Raw genomic sequence first — 15,132 nt, 5'->3', positions numbered from 1 at the left:
CGCGACGGCTTGCGCACCACGATGACGGCGGTGAGAACGTTTGAAGGCACATAGTATTGTCGCGCTACAGCGCGTCGGCTTTGGCGAATGGTCCAGCGGCGAAACGACGAATCGTCGAGTTGCTCCCAAAAACCAATGGCTTCGAAGTCGACAAGGCGTGCACGGCTGGCATCCTCCTCAAGGTGCCGTCACCGGCGATCGTTCTTTCATTGTTCTCCTCATATTGTGATTTACGAAAATACTAAGTTTGGCCTTTGTTCTCTCTTCCCCAAAGAACCACTGTAATTCCTAGGGGAAATATCCCTTTGAATTGACAGATGTTATTTTTATTCTTGATTATAAAAGTACAGTTTGTTCCGCTTTATTTTCTGTCACGGGTTGTTACTATGCTTTCGGATCAACAAGATCGGGAGCCTGACGTGTCAGAGGTACCTCCACAGCACGTGACCGAGCAGGAGCCGCGATCTCGCCGGCGTCAGGAGCTTCTGACTTTCCTTGTCCTGGCCTTCGGCATCTGGCCGCTGGTTGCCGTCGGCGTGGTCGGCGGTTACGGCTTCATCATCTGGATGCTGCAAATCGTTTACGGCCCTCCGGGCCCGCTCGGGCATTGAGGTGATCGATGGGGGCGATGACAACCAGACGCGGATTATTCCTGGGCCGGCAGGCGGAGCGAAGGCGCATCCTGCCGCCGGGCGTCACGCTTGAAAGCTTGACATCATGTACCGGTTGCGGCCGTTGCGTAGAGCAGTGTCCCACGCACATCATCTCGCTTACGGACGAGCGTCCGTCGCTCGATTTTTCAGGCGGTGAATGCACGTTCTGCGGCGATTGCGCACGGGCCTGCCCGGAGCCGGTATTTGTGTTGGAGGGCGCGGCGCGCCTTGCCCATGTCGTTGCCATCGCCGACGGCTGCCTGGCGAAAAACAACGTCGCCTGCCAATCCTGCCGCGATGCCTGTCCTGAGCAGGCGATCCGCTTTCGGCCTCGGACCGGTGGGCCGTTTCTGCCGGAGGTGGACGTCGACAGTTGCAGCGGGTGTGGTGCCTGCGTCGGGGTCTGCCCGGTCGGCGCCATCGGTATTGCCCAGCGACTTGAGGAGAGCGTTCATGCCTGATGTCCCCCGGCAATATCATATCTCAAGCGCTGTCGTAGTCGCTCTTCCAGCGATGAAGGATGCCGTGCTTGCCGCGCTGGCGCGCATGGAAAATGTTGAGGTCTACGGGCATGAGGGCGGCAAGATTGTCGTCGTCATCGAGGGAACGAATACCGGCATGCTTGGCGAATGCTTGTCGACGATCTCCACGCTTGAGGGCGTGGTGGCGGCCAACATGGTGTTCGAACATGTCGAAACGGAAGGAGTGATGGACGATGACCACCGAACTGACGCGGCGTGACATTCTGAAGGCGCACGCGGCCGGCATCGCCGCCGCTACCGCCGGCATTGCATTGCCCGCAGCCGCTCAACCTGTGCCCGGAGGTATCAGCGCGCTCGAGATCAAGTGGTCGAAGGCGCCCTGTCGCTTCTGCGGCACCGGCTGCGGCGTGATGGTCGGGGTCAAGGAGGGGCAGGTCGTTGCGACCCATGGCGACATGCAGGCCGAGGTCAACCGCGGCCTCAACTGCATCAAGGGCTATTTCCTCTCCAAGATCATGTACGGCTCCGACCGGCTGAAGACGCCGCTGCTGCGCAAGCTGAACGGCGCCTACAGCAAGGACGGCGAGTTCGAGCCAGTGAGCTGGGACGAGGCCTTCAACGTGATGGCCGAGCAGTGCAAGAAGGTGCTGAAGGAAAAGGGACCGACGGCTGTCGGCATGTTCGGTTCCGGCCAGTGGACGATCTTCGAGGGCTATGCGGCAACGAAGCTGATGCGGGCTGGTTTCCGCTCGAACAATCTCGACCCCAATGCCCGCCATTGCATGGCCTCGGCGGCCTATGCCTTCATGCGCACCTTCGGCATGGACGAGCCGATGGGCTGCTACGACGACTTCGAGCATGCGGACGCCTTCGTGCTCTGGGGCTCGAACATGGCGGAGATGCATCCGATCCTGTGGACCCGGCTTGCCGACCGTCGGCTTGGGCAGCCGCATGTGAAGGTGGCGGTGCTGTCGACCTTCACCCACCGCAGCATGGACCTCGCCGACATCCCGGTGGTCTTCAAGCCCGGCACCGATCTGGCGATCCTGAATTACATCGCCAACTACATCATCGAGAAGGGCCGGGTGAACGAGGACTTCGTTCAGAAACACACCACCTTCATGCGCGGCGTCACCGACATCGGCTACGGCCTGCGTCCGGACAATCCGATCGAGGTCAAGGCGGCCAATTCATCCGACCCCGGCAAGATGGAGCCGATGGACTACGAGGCGTTCAAGGCCTTCGTCTCGGAATACACCCTGGAGAAGACGGCCGAACTGACCGGCGTCGATCCGGCTTTCCTAGAGGAACTGGCCGAGCTTTATGCCGATCCGCAGCGCAAGGTCATGTCACTGTGGACCATGGGCTTCAACCAGCATGTGCGGGGCGTCTGGGCGAACCAGATGGTCTACAACATTCACCTTCTGACCGGAAAAATCTCGGAACCCGGCAACAGCCCGTTCTCGCTGACAGGCCAGCCGTCCGCCTGCGGCACGGCGCGCGAGGTCGGCACCTTCGCCCATCGTTTGCCCGCCGACATGACCGTGACCAATCCGGAGCATCGCAAACACGCCGAGGAGATCTGGCGCATCCCGCATGGGATCATCCCGGAAAAGCCTGGTTATCATGCCGTCGAGCAGGACCGGATGCTGAAGGACGGAAAGCTCAGCTTCTACTGGGTCCAGGTCAACAACAACGTCCAGGCCGCCCCCAACACCAGCAACGAAACCTACCAGGGTTATAGAAATCCGGAGAATTTCATCGTTGTCTCGGATGCCTATCCGACGATCACGGCGATGAGCGCCGACCTCATCCTTCCGGCGGCGATGTGGGTGGAGAAGGAAGGCGCATACGGCAATGCCGAGCGGCGGACCCATGTCTGGCACCAACTGGTGCAGGCACCGGGCGAGGCCCGCTCGGACCTCTGGCAGATGGTCGAATTCTCCAAGCGCTTCATCACCGACGAAGTCTGGCCGGCCGAAATCCTCGCGGCCAATCCGCAGTTTAGGGGCAAGACCCTGCATGACGTCCTGTTCCAGAACGGCGAGGTCGATCGTTTCCCGTTGAGCGAAGTCAGCGGCGACTACGCCAACAACGAGGCCGAAGCCTTCGGCTTCTATCTCCAGAAGGGGCTGTTCGAGGAGTATGCCACCTTCGGTCGCGGCCATGGGCACGATCTGGCGCCCTACGACCGCTACCATGAGGAGCGTGGCCTGCGCTGGCCAGTGGTCGACGGCAAGGAGACGCGCTGGCGCTATCGCGAGGGCTACGACCCCTATGTCAAAGCCGGCGAGGGCGTCAAATTCTACGGCCGCCCGGACGGCAAGGCGATCATTCTCGCCGTGCCCTACGAGCCGCCAGCGGAATCGCCCGACGAGGAGTTCGACCTCTGGCTGGTGACGGGTCGCGTGCTCGAACACTGGCATTCCGGTTCGATGACGATGCGCGTGCCGGAACTCTACCGTGCGTTTCCCGGCGCCCGCTGTTTCATGAACGCGGACGACGCCCGCAAACGCGGCATCAATCAGGGGGCGGAAGTCCGGATCGTGTCGCGTCGCGGCGAAATCCGCTCGCGCATCGACACGCGTGGACGCAATCGCATGCCGCCCGGCGTGATCTTCGTGCCCTGGTTCGATGCTAGCCAGCTGATCAACAAGGTGACACTCGACGCAACGGATCCCATCTCCAAACAGACGGATTTCAAAAAATGCGCAGTCAAGATCGTCTCCGTCGCTTGAAGCGACCAGAATGGTTGGTTGTTGCCATCGGCCTCGCGCTGTTTGCCGCGACGACGGCGATTGCCCAGGTCGTCCAGCAAATGGTGCCGCAGCTTGAAGGTCCGACACCGCAGATGGAAACCGGGGCGGCCGCGACCTTGCCGAAATGGGTGGTCGACGACAAGCGCAAGATGCGCGCCTATCCGGACCAGCCGCCGATCATCCCGCATTCGATCGAGGGCTATCAGCTTTCGGTCAATACCAATCGCTGTCTCTCCTGTCACAAGCGCGAGTTCACGCAGGATAGCGGCGCGCCGATGATCAGCGTGACGCATTACATGACGCGCGATGGGCAGATGATCGCCGACGTTTCGCCGCGGCGCTATTTCTGCACGGCGTGCCATGTGCCGCAGGCGGATGTTCGCCCGCTGGTCGACAATGTCTTCAAGGACATGAGCGAACTCGGCGTCAAGCCGGCCGGAAGCGAGTGAGCCCATGGAGCGGATCCGAAGACTTATCCTCTGGGCGTGGCGACTTGTCAGCACGCCGGCGGGAACGCTGAGCCTTGGCTTTCTGACGCTGGGCGGCTTCATTGGCGGCGTGATGTTCTGGGGTGCCTTCAATACGGCGCTGGAGATCACCAATACCGAGAAGTTCTGCACCTCCTGTCACGAGATGAAAGACAACGTCTATGAGGAGCTGACGCGCACGATCCATTTCTCCAACCGTTCCGGCGTGCGCGCATCCTGTCCCGACTGCCATGTACCGCACCAGTGGACCGACAAGATCGCCCGCAAGATGCAGGCGTCGAAAGAGGTCTGGGGCAAGATCTTCGGCACCATCAACACACGCCCCAAATTTCTCGAAAAGCGGCTCGAGCTGGCCCAGCACGAGTGGGCCCGGCTAAAGGCGAACGACAGTCTGGAATGCCGCAACTGCCATTCCTCCGTTGCCATGGACTTGCAGAAGCAGACGGAGCGTGCGGCCAACATTCACACGCGCTATCTGCTGTCCGGCAAGGCGACCTGCATCGACTGCCACAAGGGCATCGCACACGAACTGCCGAACATGCAGGGCATCGATCCCGGCTGGAAGATGCCGAAGGAGCTTGAAGGCACAAGCACGACGGGCATGACGCCGATCGACGATCTTCGCCGAGCGATGATGGCGCTTCACGCCAGCAATCTCTGATCGTCGCTTCCGGCAAAAGCGCCGAGAAGGGATTGATCCCTCAGGCGGTTGGCCGGGTGATGATGAAGAGCGCCGGGAGCAGCATTGCCCCGGCGACGACCGCCGCGAGGGACAGGCTCGGTTTGCTGACGATGCAGAAAAAGACGAAGCTCGTGACCATCAGGGCGATGGCGGCGGTCTTTGCCCGTGCCGGTATCGCACCTTTATCCCGCCACAGCCGCAAGGAGGGGCCGAAGTTCGGGTGCTCCAGCAGCCAGCGTTCAAGTCGCGGCGACGCGCGCGCAAACAGGCCCGCCGCCAGGAGCAGAAAGGGTGTGGTTGGCAAGACGGGCAGAAAAATGCCGGCGACGGCAAAGCCGACCATCAACCATCCGAGACCAAGGCAGAGCAGCCGAAGAGGAAGTTTCATATGTGCTCTCCGCGCCAGTTCAGTTTTCGGAACACGTTGATATCGCCGCCGCTTCGTTTTGGCCGGGTACCGGATCCTGCGGCCAGCGCCGAAGCGCTTCCGCCCCCAGCTCGGTCAACGCATAGACGCCGCGGTCGACACGTTCGAACCATCCATAGACGTTGCCGAGCAGGATCTTGGCCGCATCGGGCGCGGCTTCGCGCAGGTCACGCGGTCGCAGCTGCCCGTTCTGCAACGCCGCAGCGCAGGCAAGCGCCTGTTGGCGGTAGGCGGTCATGATCGGCGCACGCGAGCCGCCGCCGAGCGTCGGATCGCCCTTGCGACGACGGTGCTCCTTGATGAGGCGCGCTCTCTTTTTCAGGTTCTTGCGCGGCATGGCAGCGGATGCTGCGACAATCACATCGACCGCACCATTGTCGGCGACGGCGAGCATGCCGAAACCGAGCCGGCGGCAGAGATCGCGAAAGCGGCGGTCGCTCTCCCGTCCTTTGCCCTTGGCCGAGACACGCGCTGCGATCCAAACTTCGTCACCGGCATTGGCTCGATCCACTGCCTGTAGCACCAGTTCCAGATTGAACGTCAGCTTGAGCTCGCAGATGACGACGAGCGGTGGCTCGTCGTCGTTGAGCGCAAGGATATCGCAGCCCCCGACCTCGCCCTTTACGGAGTATCCCGCTTCTTCGAGGAAGCGCTTGATCGGAAGATAGAGTGTTGTCTCCAAGCGGATGGGTTCCTGGCAAGATCGGAGGCGGTTCGTCTTGGCAAACGCCGCCATCGTCGTTTATTTCGGCAGGGCAGAGCGGTTGCCCCGCCATGCAGATACCCCCGATCCGGAACTTTGTCATCCGGTTGGCTGTTCGCAGCGCGGTGGTACGTTGTGCTTCGTCTTAACTTTATGGTGTGCTAATATTGCTCTGTGGGAGGCCTTCGCCGGAAGGCGCCCGGTATCCGAGGCTTTGACGACAGATGTTGCGAATCCTCACGTTGTTACTGTCGCTGATTTCGATATTCGTGTTTCCAGCTGCGTCCGCGCCAGAAACCGAGCGGGTTGTCTTGGTGCTGCATCTCAAGGGCGCGATCGGCCCGGCAACGGCTGAATATATCAGGCGTGGATTGCAGAAGGCCAATGATCGGCACCTGCCGCTTGCCGTTCTTGAAATGGATACGCCCGGTGGTCTCGATACCTCGATGCGCGAGATCATCCAGGCGATTCTCGCATCTTCGGTGCCGGTGGCGAGTTTTGTTGCCCCAAGTGGAGCGCGCGCCGCAAGCGCCGGTACCTATATCCTCTATGCAAGCCATATCGCCGCCATGGCGCCGGGAACCAATCTCGGAGCTGCGACACCTATAGCCATCGGCGGAGACATGTTCGGCGGACAAAAGGATGAGCGCTCCGACGAGAGCGACAAAGACACAGCCGCTAAGCCGCAGCCAACGCAGACCGCGAGCGAAGCCAAGCTCGTCAACGATGCTGTGGCCTATATCCGCGGACTTGCCGAGTTGCGGGGGCGCAATGCCGATTGGGCCGAGCGGGCCGTCCGCGAGGCGCAAAGCCTGTCGGCAGCGGCTGCCGTTCAACAGAAGGTCGTCGATTTCACTGCCGTTTCCGTCGACGATCTGCTGAAGCAGGCACAGGGACGGACTGTCCACATCGGGGAAACGGATGTGGTGCTCGAGACCGCAGGTCTCATTTCAGAGGATTTCGTGCCGGATTGGCGCACGCGCCTGCTTGCGGTCATCACTGATCCGAACATCGCGATCATTCTGATGATCATCGGCATCTACGGACTGATCTTTGAGTTCCTGACACCCGGATCCGTCGTGCCCGGCACCGTTGGCGGGATCAGCCTGCTGCTCGGTCTTTACGCACTGGCCGTCCTGCCGGTCACCTATGCCGGCGTCGGGTTGATACTGCTCGGCATGGGCCTGCTGGTTGCGGAAGCACATGCTCCCTCTCTCGGTGTGCTCGGCGTGGGCGGCGCCCTGGCGCTGGTGCTCGGCGCGGCAATTCTCTTCGATACCGAGACACCGGGGCTGCAGGTGTCCTGGCCCGTTCTGACCGGGCTTGGCATTGCCAGCCTCGGCTTCAGCGCATTGGTCGGTCGTCTTGCCTTCGGTTCCCGCCGTCGTGCGGTCGTCACCGGCGGTGAGCAGATGATCGGAATCCCGGGCAAGGTCGATAGTTGGGCCGGCGCCAGCGGCTATGTGCTCGCCCACGGCGAACGGTGGCAGGCCGTCAGCAGCCAGGCGTTGGACGCGGGAGAAAATGTGAAAGTTATAGGCCGTAACGGGCTGACGCTTGAGGTCGCGCGCGACGAGGCAAAGACCTGACGCACGCGGTAGAAGGAGCAAAAATCATGGACATCCTCGGGAGTCTTGCTCCCTATCTCGCGATCCTGTTTTTCGTCCTGATCGTCATCGCCTATGCGATCAGGATTCTGCGTGAATACGAGCGCGGTGTCGTCTTTACCCTCGGCCGCTTCACGGGCGTGAAAGGGCCGGGGCTCATCCTGCTTCTTCCCTATGTCCAGCAGATGGTGCGGGTGGATCTGAGAACCCGCGTGCTAGACGTTCCAAGCCAGGACGTCATCTCGCACGATAACGTTTCGGTCCGCGTTAGCGCAGTCATCTACTTCAGGGTGATCGATGCCGAAAAATCGACGATCCAGGTCGAGGATTTCATGATGGCGACGAGCCAGCTCGCCCAGACGACGTTGCGCTCGGTGCTTGGCAAGCACGACCTCGACGAGATGCTGGCGGAGCGCGACCGGCTGAATGAAGATATCCAGAAGATCCTTGACAGCCAGACCGATGCCTGGGGCATCAAGGTGGCCACGGTCGAGATCAAGCATGTCGACATCAACGAAAGCATGGTCCGCGCCATCGCACGCCAGGCCGAGGCCGAACGGGAACGTCGCGCCAAGGTCATCAACGCGGAAGGCGAGCAGCAGGCGGCGACCAAGCTGCTCGAGGCCGCCGAAATCCTTGCCCGGCAACCTCAAGCCATGCAACTGCGCTATCTCAGCACCTTGAACGTGATCGCTGGGGAAAAGAACTCGACGATTGTGTTCCCGTTCCCGATGGAGCTCGTCAATCTGTTGATGACCAAGGCCGACAAGTCGGCGAGCTAATCGCGTTCGGAGCGTCGATCGTCAGGCTGCCTTGCTTTCCAGTTGTGCGACCTTGAGCAGGTCTTCGATCGCACCCGGTGCCGCGACCAGGACGGCGCTTCCCCGGGTCAGGGCTTCGCCCTGTGTCGGGAAGGGCAGCGACCAGCCGCCCGCTTCGTTGACCAGGCAATAGCCGGCCAGGCAATCCCAGGCATGCATGTAAGGCTCGTAGTAGCCGACGAGCCGACCGGCGGCTACATAGGCAATCATCAGCGCGCCCGAACCGTTGCGCATGAAATTGCCGCCGGCTGCAAGAAGGCGCTCGACGATGCCTGCGACCTCGGCCGGCGTCACGTGATTGTTGGCGCCAAGGCCGGTCACCGCGTCGCGGATCGTCCGTGTCGCGTCGAGGCGCAGGCTCTTGCCGTTGAGCGTCGCACCGAGGTCGGCCGCGGCCGCATAGAGTTCATCGTGGCACGGCGACTGGATCACGCCGATCACGGGTTTGTCCGCATGCAGCACGGCGATCGAGATGCACCAGTTGGGCATGCCGTTGACAAAGGGTGTGGTTCCATCGATCGGATCGATCACCCAGGTAAAGCCCGAAGTGCCGCTGACAAGGCCGTGTTCCTCGCCGAGCGCGCCGTCGTCGGGGAACGCGGCGCTGATGCGGTCACGGATCAGCGTCTCGACGTTCCGGTCGGCGATCGAGACGACGTCATGGGCGTCGGCCTTGGTCTCGATCACCAGCGTCTCGCGCTGCAGGAAGTAGTCGTGTGCAAGCCGTCCGGCTTCTTTGGCAATGGTCTTTGCGAGCGCGAAGCGGGATTCTAGGCCCGCGATTGGCGATGTCATGCAATGGTCCTTCCTGTGTCGGTCTCGAAAAATTATACGTCAATCAAAGCAAGGCCGCGGTTGCGGAAGCCGATGGCGACTTCGGTCGCGGGAGATAACATCTCCTCGATCGCCTCATCGACTACGAATAGCAACCCCGTCGGCGTTTCAACCTCATACTCGATGTGGCCGCCGAGATAGGCCGCAGTGCTGATGGTGCCGGGCAGCGCCGCGCCTGTCGCCGGCGTCAACGTCACAGCATTGGGGCGCACGGCGAGCTTCGACGGACCCGGCTGGGCATTGCGCGATGGCAGCCGATGTTCGAGCGCGCCGACGCGGATGGTGGCAAGGCCGGCTTCTGAGGCGGTGATCTCGCAAGGCAGCACATTGGCCTCACCCATGAAGTCGGCGATGAAGGCGGATGCCGGTGCCTCGTAGAGTTCGCGCGGCGCGCCCTCCTGGGCAATCTCGCCATCCTTCATCACGATGATCCGGTCGGAGACGACAAGCGCCTCGTCCTGGTCGTGGGTGACGTAGACCGCGGTAAAGCCGAGCCGCTGCTGCAACTCACGGATTTCCGTGCGCACCCGCCGGCGCAGCCGCGCGTCGAGATTGGAGAGTGGTTCGTCAAGCAGCAGCACCTGCGGCTCGAGCACCAGCGCGCGGGCGACGGCGACCCGCTGCTGCTGGCCGCCGGACAGTTCGGCTGGCAGCCGCTGGCCGAGGCCGCCGAGGCCGACGAGCTTCAGGCCTTCTTCGGCCCGATCGCGTGCCTCCTTCTTCTTCATGCCGGAGGATTCCAGGCCGTAGGCGACGTTGTCGAGCGAGGTCATGTGCGGGAAGAGCGCGTAGGACTGGAACACCATCGATACGTCGCGCTCATTGGCCGGCAGCATGGTCACGTCCTTGCCGCCGATCAGGATCCTGCCGGCGGATGGATGCTCCAGACCGGCAAGCATGCGCAGCGTGGTGGTCTTGCCGCAGCCGGACGGACCGAGCAGGGTGACAAGGGTGCCGGGTTCGATAGTCAGCGAAAGGTCGTGGATGGCGGTGAAGGCGCCGAACTGCTTGCGCACGTTCTGGAAGACGACCGAGCCGGTGCGTGGGGTGCTCATGCGGGGTTCTCCTGGGAAAGGGTCTTGGTGACAGCGCGGGCCGGAGCCGCGCCGAAGACGCGGTTCTCCCTTCGAAGCTTACGCTCGCCGACAAGCAGTTGCAGGCCGGTGATGACCGTGATCATCACCACGATGAGGGCCGACGAATAGGCGATCGCCACGCCGAACTCGCCGTTTTCGACGAGGCCGACGATATAGGAGGTCGCCATGTTGTATTCGGCGCTGACGAGGAAGACGACAGCACTGATCGACGTGATCGCCCGGACGAAGGAGTAGACGAGAGCCGCAACGATCGCCGGACGCAAGAGCGGCAGGATCACCTTGCGCAGCGTGCGGAAGCTGGTTGCCCGCAGCGTCAGCGATGCCTCGTCCAGGCTCTTGTCGAGCTGGCTCATCGCAGCGATACCGCCGCGAACGCCGACCGGCATGTTGCGGAAGACGAAGCAGGCAACCAAGATCAACGCCGTGCCGGTCATTTCGAGCGGTGGCAGGTTGAAGGCGATGATGTAGCTGATGCCGATAACTGTGCCGGGAATGGCAAAGCTCAGCATCAAGGCGAACTCGAAGATATCTCGGCCGGCAAAACGCTGTCGGACGATCAGGTAGGCGGTCAACAGTCCGACCAGGGCCGTCAGCGGCGCCGAGATCAGCGAGATCTCCATCGTCGTCCAGAAGGAGTTCCAGGCGACACCGGTCCAGGCGATGGCGCCATCGGTGATCGAGATCGAGAATGCTTTGACGTAGTGTTCGAGCGTCAGCGAATTGTCGAGACCCCAGGTCTTCACGAAGCCGCCGAACAGGATCATGCCGTAAACGACGAGCGTGAAGATCATCCACGGAATGACGACGGCATGGACGGCGATCGACAGCGGACGCGGCAGGGCGATATGGGATCCGGAATCGCCCTTGCCGGTGACGGTCGAGTAATTTTTGCCCGCGAGCCAATAGCGCTGGGCAAGGAAGGCCGACAGAGTGAAGCACAACAGGATGATGGCGAGCACGGCGGCCCGTGACGGGTCGTTCTGCGCACCGACGACGGCGAAGAAAATTTCGGTCGAAAGCACGCCATGGCTGCCGCCGAGCACGAGCGGATTGCCGAAATCGGCCATGCTCTCGATGAAACCGATCAGGAAGGCGTTGGCGAGGCCCGGCTTCATCAGCGGCAGCGAGACGTTCCAGAATGTCCGCCAACGGTCGGCCCGCAACGTCTGCGATGCCTCTTCCATCGACGGGCTGACGCCCTCGACGACGCCGATCAGCACGAGGAAGGAAATCGGGGTGAAGGAAAGGACCTGCGCGATCCAGATGCCGGTCAGGCCGTAGAGCCAACGCCCCGGTTCGATGCCGAAGGCGTCGGACAAAAACTCCGTAATGACACCGGCGCGACCGAAGAGCAGGGTCAGTGCCAGACCGATGACGAAGGGCGGCGTGATGATCGGCAGGATCGTCAACAGGCGCATGCCCTTCTTGAAAGGAAAGCGGGTGCGCGTTGCGACAAGCGCAAAAGCGAGGCCGAGCACGGTCGAGCCGGACGCAGTCATCAGTGCCAGCCATAGGGTACGCCAGGCAACGCCGCAGCGCTCGCCGCCGGTGATGCAGCCAAGGCTCCAGATCGAACCGTCCTGGATGTTGCGCAGGAATCCGTCCGGCTTGAACGAACCGTCAAAATCCTGAACGGAGGCTGCAAACATGCTGCCGACGGGATAGAAGACGAAGACGACGACGAGGCAGACGAGCAGCGAGATGGATGCGACAATGAAGGCATCGCCCTTCATGACGCCGCGCTCCGCCAGTCCAAATGCGAAGATGAGGATGAAGGCGAGGGAGGCGAGGACCGCGCCGGCGCCCATCGAGGGCTGTCCGTCGGCAAGCGGACCGAAAAGGGTTTCGCTGATCGTCCAGGTCCAACCGGTAAAGCCGATCGCCAGACCCTGGACGGCGATGAAGACAAGGCCGATTGCACCGGCCGACGCCAACACCAGACCGCGACGGGCCGGGTCGCGAAAGAACCGGGCGGCCGCACAGACACCAAGCAGTACGAGCGCGACGACGAGCCACGGTCGTCCGTGGGCAAAGATTTGCGCAAGGCCGGGCGCCACGGCAGCATCGGAGGGAAAGCTGGAAAGCCAGCCGAGGCCGAAGAAGCCTCCCTCGATGCGGTACCAGGGCACAGCCATGAATGCGGCCAGCCCAAGCCCAAGTGTGAGGTCGAGCCTACGGTTGCGATGTTCCATCACGGTCCTCGCGTCTCTTCAAAATTGGAATGTCGATCTGTTGCAGGGTCGGCTGCGGGCAGCCGGAAACGCCTGCGGTCTTTCGAGATGCGACCGGCCGGATCGTTCGACCCGGCCGGTCGCAAGTCGAATGGCGTCAGTTGGCGCTGGCGCCGACTTCGCGGTCCCAACGCTCGAGCAGAGCTTTGCGCTTTTCGGAAGCGCCATAGGTGGCGAAGTCGTAGTCGATCAGCTTGATATCCTCGAACTTCGGTGCTTCCTTCGGCACTTCCGCGCTCTTGTTGGATGGCAGCTGGAAGGACTTGGCATCCTTCATGCGCGACTGAACCTCCGCCTTCAGCGCCCAATCGTACCAGGCCTTGGCATTGTCCAGGTTCTTGGCGCCACGGATGATCGACATCGAGCCGATCTCGTAGCCGGTGCCTTCGCACGGCGCGATCGCTTTGATCGGGAAGCCTTCGGCTGTCTGGGCGACAGCGTCATGCATGAAGACGATGCCGAGGCCGGCTTCGCCACGCGCGGCCGACTTGACCGGCGCCGAGCCCGACTTGGTATATTGCGCGACGTTGGCGTTGAGCTTCTTCAGGTAGTCGAACGCCTGGTCTTCACCCATGATCTGCACCAGGGATGCGAGTGCCGTATAGGCGGTGCCTGACGAGTTCGGGTTCGCCATCTGGATCTCGCCCTTCAGCGAAGCGTCCAGCAGATCGGCCCAGCATTTCGGCTCCTTGAAGCCTTTTTTCTGGAAGATTTCGGTGTTGTATCCCCAGCCGAGCGCGCCGGCATAGACGCCGACCGTGCGGTAGCCCGAGCCTTCGGCCTGCTTCTTGGCCCAATCCTGCAATTGGTCGAGCATCGCCGACTTGTATTCAAGCGTCAGGCCGTCGGATGCCGCCTGCAGATGCGGGTCGCCGGTGCCTGCCCACCAGATATCGGTCTTGGGGTTGCGCGCCTCGGCGCGAACCTTGGCATAGGTCTCGCCGGAAGACAGGCGAACCATGTTGACCTTGATCCCGCTTTCCTTCTCGAAATCGGCGGTCATCTGCTCGCAAATGACGACGTCTGCCGAGCAAATAAGATTGAGACTGCCAGCTGCCTGCGCCTCAGGCGCCGCGAATGCTAGGCCGGTTGCGGCGAGCGCAACCGAAATGGATACAGCTTTCATATTTTCCTCCCAATGGTGCGATGCCTCCACATCGCAGTAATGCAAGCGCGTGCAAGGTGTCATATGGATCGGAATGTTGTCAATCCGGGTCAAATGAAAAGCTGAAAGTTTAACAGTCTGGGTTTGATCAAGCTTGCACAGGCCTGGGATTTGTTGCAAGAAGTTTGCAAAGCCGTGCAAGAGTGGTTCCCGATGAGCGACAAGATATTCGTCAGTGCGGAGGAAGTGGCAAGGAAGGCCGGCGTTTCCCGGTCCGCCGTTTCGCGCGCGTTCACAGCGGGCGCGAGCATCGCGCCGGAGACGCGCCGCAAGGTCATGGAAGCGGCCGAAGCGCTCGGCTATCACGTCAATCATCTCGCTCGCGGGCTGATGCGCAACGAAAGCGGCATCGTCTGCCTCGTCGTTTCCGACATGGGCACGCCTTACCGTTCGGCGTTGATCAAGGCCCTGACCCAGCAACTGCAGAACGCCGGCAAGATCGCGATGATCGTCAACACGGATCGATCCGACGAGCGCGTCGACATGGCGTTGCGTCAGGCGATCCGGTATCGGGCCGATGCCTCGATCGTGCTGTCCGGCATGCCGGACAAATCGCTGGTCGATCTCTGCGTCAGAAACGGTCAGCGCCTGGTTCTCATCAATCGCGACGATGAGCATCAGGGACCGCTCAGGATCAACCTCGACGAGGAGGACACGGCGCAGAGCGTCGTGACCGCATTCCTGCGGGCGGGCTGTCGCCGGCTCGCCTTTGCCAATTCGGAAGCGGGAACGCCAAGCCTCATGGCGCGCGAAGTGGGCTTCGTCGCCGTCGCGCGGGAGCAGGGGCTCGACGTGACCGTCGAGCGTTTCGGCCCGACAGGTTACGAAAGCGGCAAGGTCCTGGCGCAACGGCTGATGACCCGCCGCGAGCGCCCGGATGCGGTCTTTTGTGTCACCGATCTCGTTGCGCTCGGCTTCATGGACGCAGCCCGGCACCAGTTTTCGCTGTCGATTCCGCAGGATCTCTGCGTCGTCGGCTTCGACGACATTCCGCAGGCTGCCTGGAATTCCTATGATCTGACGACATTTTCCCAGCCGATCGAGGAGATCGCGACGGCGGCGGTGGCGTGGCTGATGAGCGACGACGTCGGACAATCGCAATCTCTGCGGCTCAACGCCCCCTTCGTCTGGCGCCGGTCCGTGCGCAGCGCCTGATCGGGCAGAGACCGGCCAGCGGCAAGGC

15 protein-coding genes are annotated in these 15,132 nt (G+C 62.0%); 9 read left to right on the top strand and 6 right to left on the bottom strand.

What is annotated here, in order from left to right:
• Positions 1-419 precede the first annotated feature (419 nt).
• The 6 genes from napE to AC244_RS19805 are packed head-to-tail and all read left to right on the top strand — an operon-like array spanning position 420 to position 5,043.
• The gene (gene napE, locus AC244_RS19830) at positions 420-611 is read left to right on the top strand and encodes a periplasmic nitrate reductase, NapE protein (RefSeq protein WP_053250626.1); all 192 of its coding nucleotides are present in this window, start codon (positions 420-422) and stop codon (positions 609-611) included.
• An 8-nt stretch (positions 612-619) separates the two neighbouring features.
• Positions 620-1,114, top strand: a complete 495-nt coding sequence (gene napF / locus AC244_RS35525) for a ferredoxin-type protein NapF (protein WP_082366947.1) — start codon at positions 620-622, stop codon at positions 1,112-1,114.
• Positions 1,107-1,394 (top strand): chaperone NapD, encoded by a 288-nt coding sequence (locus AC244_RS19820; protein WP_053250545.1) that lies wholly within the window; start codon positions 1,107-1,109, stop codon positions 1,392-1,394. The genes napF and AC244_RS19820 overlap by 8 nt, the downstream gene beginning before the upstream one ends.
• A complete protein-coding gene (napA, locus tag AC244_RS19815) occupies positions 1,369-3,873 on the top strand; it encodes a periplasmic nitrate reductase subunit alpha (protein ID WP_053250544.1) in 2,505 nt (834 codons plus the stop codon). Before AC244_RS19820 ends, napA begins: the two co-directional genes overlap by 26 nt.
• Complete coding sequence (locus AC244_RS19810) at positions 3,843-4,343, top strand: nitrate reductase cytochrome c-type subunit (protein ID WP_053250543.1); 501 nt, start codon at positions 3,843-3,845, stop codon at positions 4,341-4,343. The genes napA and AC244_RS19810 overlap by 31 nt, the downstream gene beginning before the upstream one ends.
• A 4-nt stretch (positions 4,344-4,347) precedes the next feature.
• Positions 4,348-5,043: a NapC/NirT family cytochrome c gene (locus tag AC244_RS19805; protein WP_053250542.1), complete on the top strand. Its 696-nt coding sequence runs from the start codon at positions 4,348-4,350 to the stop codon at positions 5,041-5,043.
• A gap of 40 nt (positions 5,044-5,083) precedes the next feature.
• Here the strand turns inward: AC244_RS19805 and AC244_RS19800 are convergent, their stop codons facing one another.
• Complete coding sequence (locus AC244_RS19800) at positions 5,084-5,452, bottom strand: YbaN family protein (protein WP_053250541.1); 369 nt, start codon at positions 5,450-5,452, stop codon at positions 5,084-5,086.
• Between the two features lie 19 nt (positions 5,453-5,471).
• Positions 5,472-6,173: a DUF2161 domain-containing phosphodiesterase gene (locus AC244_RS19795; RefSeq protein WP_053250625.1), complete on the bottom strand. Its 702-nt coding sequence runs from the start codon at positions 6,171-6,173 to the stop codon at positions 5,472-5,474.
• A 245-nt stretch (positions 6,174-6,418) separates the two neighbouring features.
• Here AC244_RS19795 and AC244_RS19790 point away from each other — a divergent pair, with 245 nt between their 5' ends.
• Positions 6,419-7,783: an NfeD family protein gene (locus AC244_RS19790; RefSeq protein ID WP_053250540.1), complete on the top strand. Its 1,365-nt coding sequence runs from the start codon at positions 6,419-6,421 to the stop codon at positions 7,781-7,783.
• A 26-nt stretch (positions 7,784-7,809) separates the two neighbouring features.
• A complete protein-coding gene (locus tag AC244_RS19785; protein WP_053250539.1) occupies positions 7,810-8,583 on the top strand; it encodes a slipin family protein in 774 nt (257 codons plus the stop codon).
• A 21-nt stretch (positions 8,584-8,604) separates the two neighbouring features.
• On the opposite strand, the gene AC244_RS19780 is transcribed toward AC244_RS19785, so the two are convergent.
• From AC244_RS19780 to AC244_RS19765, 4 genes are all read right to left on the bottom strand, one after another.
• Positions 8,605-9,417 (bottom strand): inositol monophosphatase family protein, encoded by an 813-nt coding sequence (locus tag AC244_RS19780; RefSeq protein WP_053250538.1) that lies wholly within the window; start codon positions 9,415-9,417, stop codon positions 8,605-8,607.
• A gap of 32 nt (positions 9,418-9,449) precedes the next feature.
• Entirely contained in the window at positions 9,450-10,511 is a 1,062-nt protein-coding gene (locus AC244_RS19775; RefSeq protein WP_053250537.1) for an ABC transporter ATP-binding protein, read from the bottom strand.
• Positions 10,508-12,745 carry an ABC transporter permease gene (locus AC244_RS19770; RefSeq protein WP_053250536.1) on the bottom strand — a complete coding sequence of 746 codons (2,238 nt, stop codon included), beginning with the start codon at positions 12,743-12,745 and terminating at the stop codon, positions 10,508-10,510. The genes AC244_RS19775 and AC244_RS19770 overlap by 4 nt, the downstream gene beginning before the upstream one ends.
• A 136-nt stretch (positions 12,746-12,881) precedes the next feature.
• Entirely contained in the window at positions 12,882-13,910 is a 1,029-nt protein-coding gene (locus tag AC244_RS19765) for an ABC transporter substrate-binding protein (protein WP_053250535.1), read from the bottom strand.
• Between the two features lie 192 nt (positions 13,911-14,102).
• Between AC244_RS19765 and AC244_RS19760 the strand changes: the two genes are divergently transcribed.
• Positions 14,103-15,104, top strand: a complete 1,002-nt coding sequence (locus AC244_RS19760) for a substrate-binding domain-containing protein (RefSeq protein ID WP_053250624.1) — start codon at positions 14,103-14,105, stop codon at positions 15,102-15,104.
• Positions 15,105-15,132: the final 28 nt, after the last annotated feature.

The organism is Ensifer adhaerens (genome assembly GCF_001270265.1).
Classification (GTDB): Bacteria; Pseudomonadota; Alphaproteobacteria; order Rhizobiales; family Rhizobiaceae; genus Ensifer; species Ensifer adhaerens_B.
This window is presented reverse-complemented; position numbering and strand designations above follow the sequence as displayed.

Bases quoted from the DNA above. Each gene is read 5' to 3' on its own strand.
- napF (WP_082366947.1), top strand. From the start codon at position 620: ATGGGGGCGATGACAACCAGACGCGGATTATTCCTGGGCCGGCAGGCG.
- AC244_RS19820 (WP_053250545.1), top strand. From the start codon at position 1,107: ATGCCTGATGTCCCCCGGCAATATCATATCTCAAGCGCTGTCGTAGTC.
- napA (WP_053250544.1), top strand. From the start codon at position 1,369: ATGACCACCGAACTGACGCGGCGTGACATTCTGAAGGCGCACGCGGCC.
- AC244_RS19810 (WP_053250543.1), top strand. From the start codon at position 3,843: ATGCGCAGTCAAGATCGTCTCCGTCGCTTGAAGCGACCAGAATGGTTG.
- AC244_RS19805 (WP_053250542.1), top strand. From the start codon at position 4,348: ATGGAGCGGATCCGAAGACTTATCCTCTGGGCGTGGCGACTTGTCAGC.
- AC244_RS19800 (WP_053250541.1), bottom strand. From the start codon at position 5,452: ATGAAACTTCCTCTTCGGCTGCTCTGCCTTGGTCTCGGATGGTTGATG.
- AC244_RS19790 (WP_053250540.1), top strand. From the start codon at position 6,419: ATGTTGCGAATCCTCACGTTGTTACTGTCGCTGATTTCGATATTCGTG.
- AC244_RS19785 (WP_053250539.1), top strand. From the start codon at position 7,810: ATGGACATCCTCGGGAGTCTTGCTCCCTATCTCGCGATCCTGTTTTTC.
- AC244_RS19780 (WP_053250538.1), bottom strand. From the start codon at position 9,417: ATGACATCGCCAATCGCGGGCCTAGAATCCCGCTTCGCGCTCGCAAAG.
- AC244_RS19775 (WP_053250537.1), bottom strand. From the start codon at position 10,511: ATGAGCACCCCACGCACCGGCTCGGTCGTCTTCCAGAACGTGCGCAAG.
- AC244_RS19770 (WP_053250536.1), bottom strand. From the start codon at position 12,745: ATGGAACATCGCAACCGTAGGCTCGACCTCACACTTGGGCTTGGGCTG.
- AC244_RS19765 (WP_053250535.1), bottom strand. From the start codon at position 13,910: ATGAAAGCTGTATCCATTTCGGTTGCGCTCGCCGCAACCGGCCTAGCA.
- AC244_RS19760 (WP_053250624.1), top strand. From the start codon at position 14,103: ATGAGCGACAAGATATTCGTCAGTGCGGAGGAAGTGGCAAGGAAGGCC.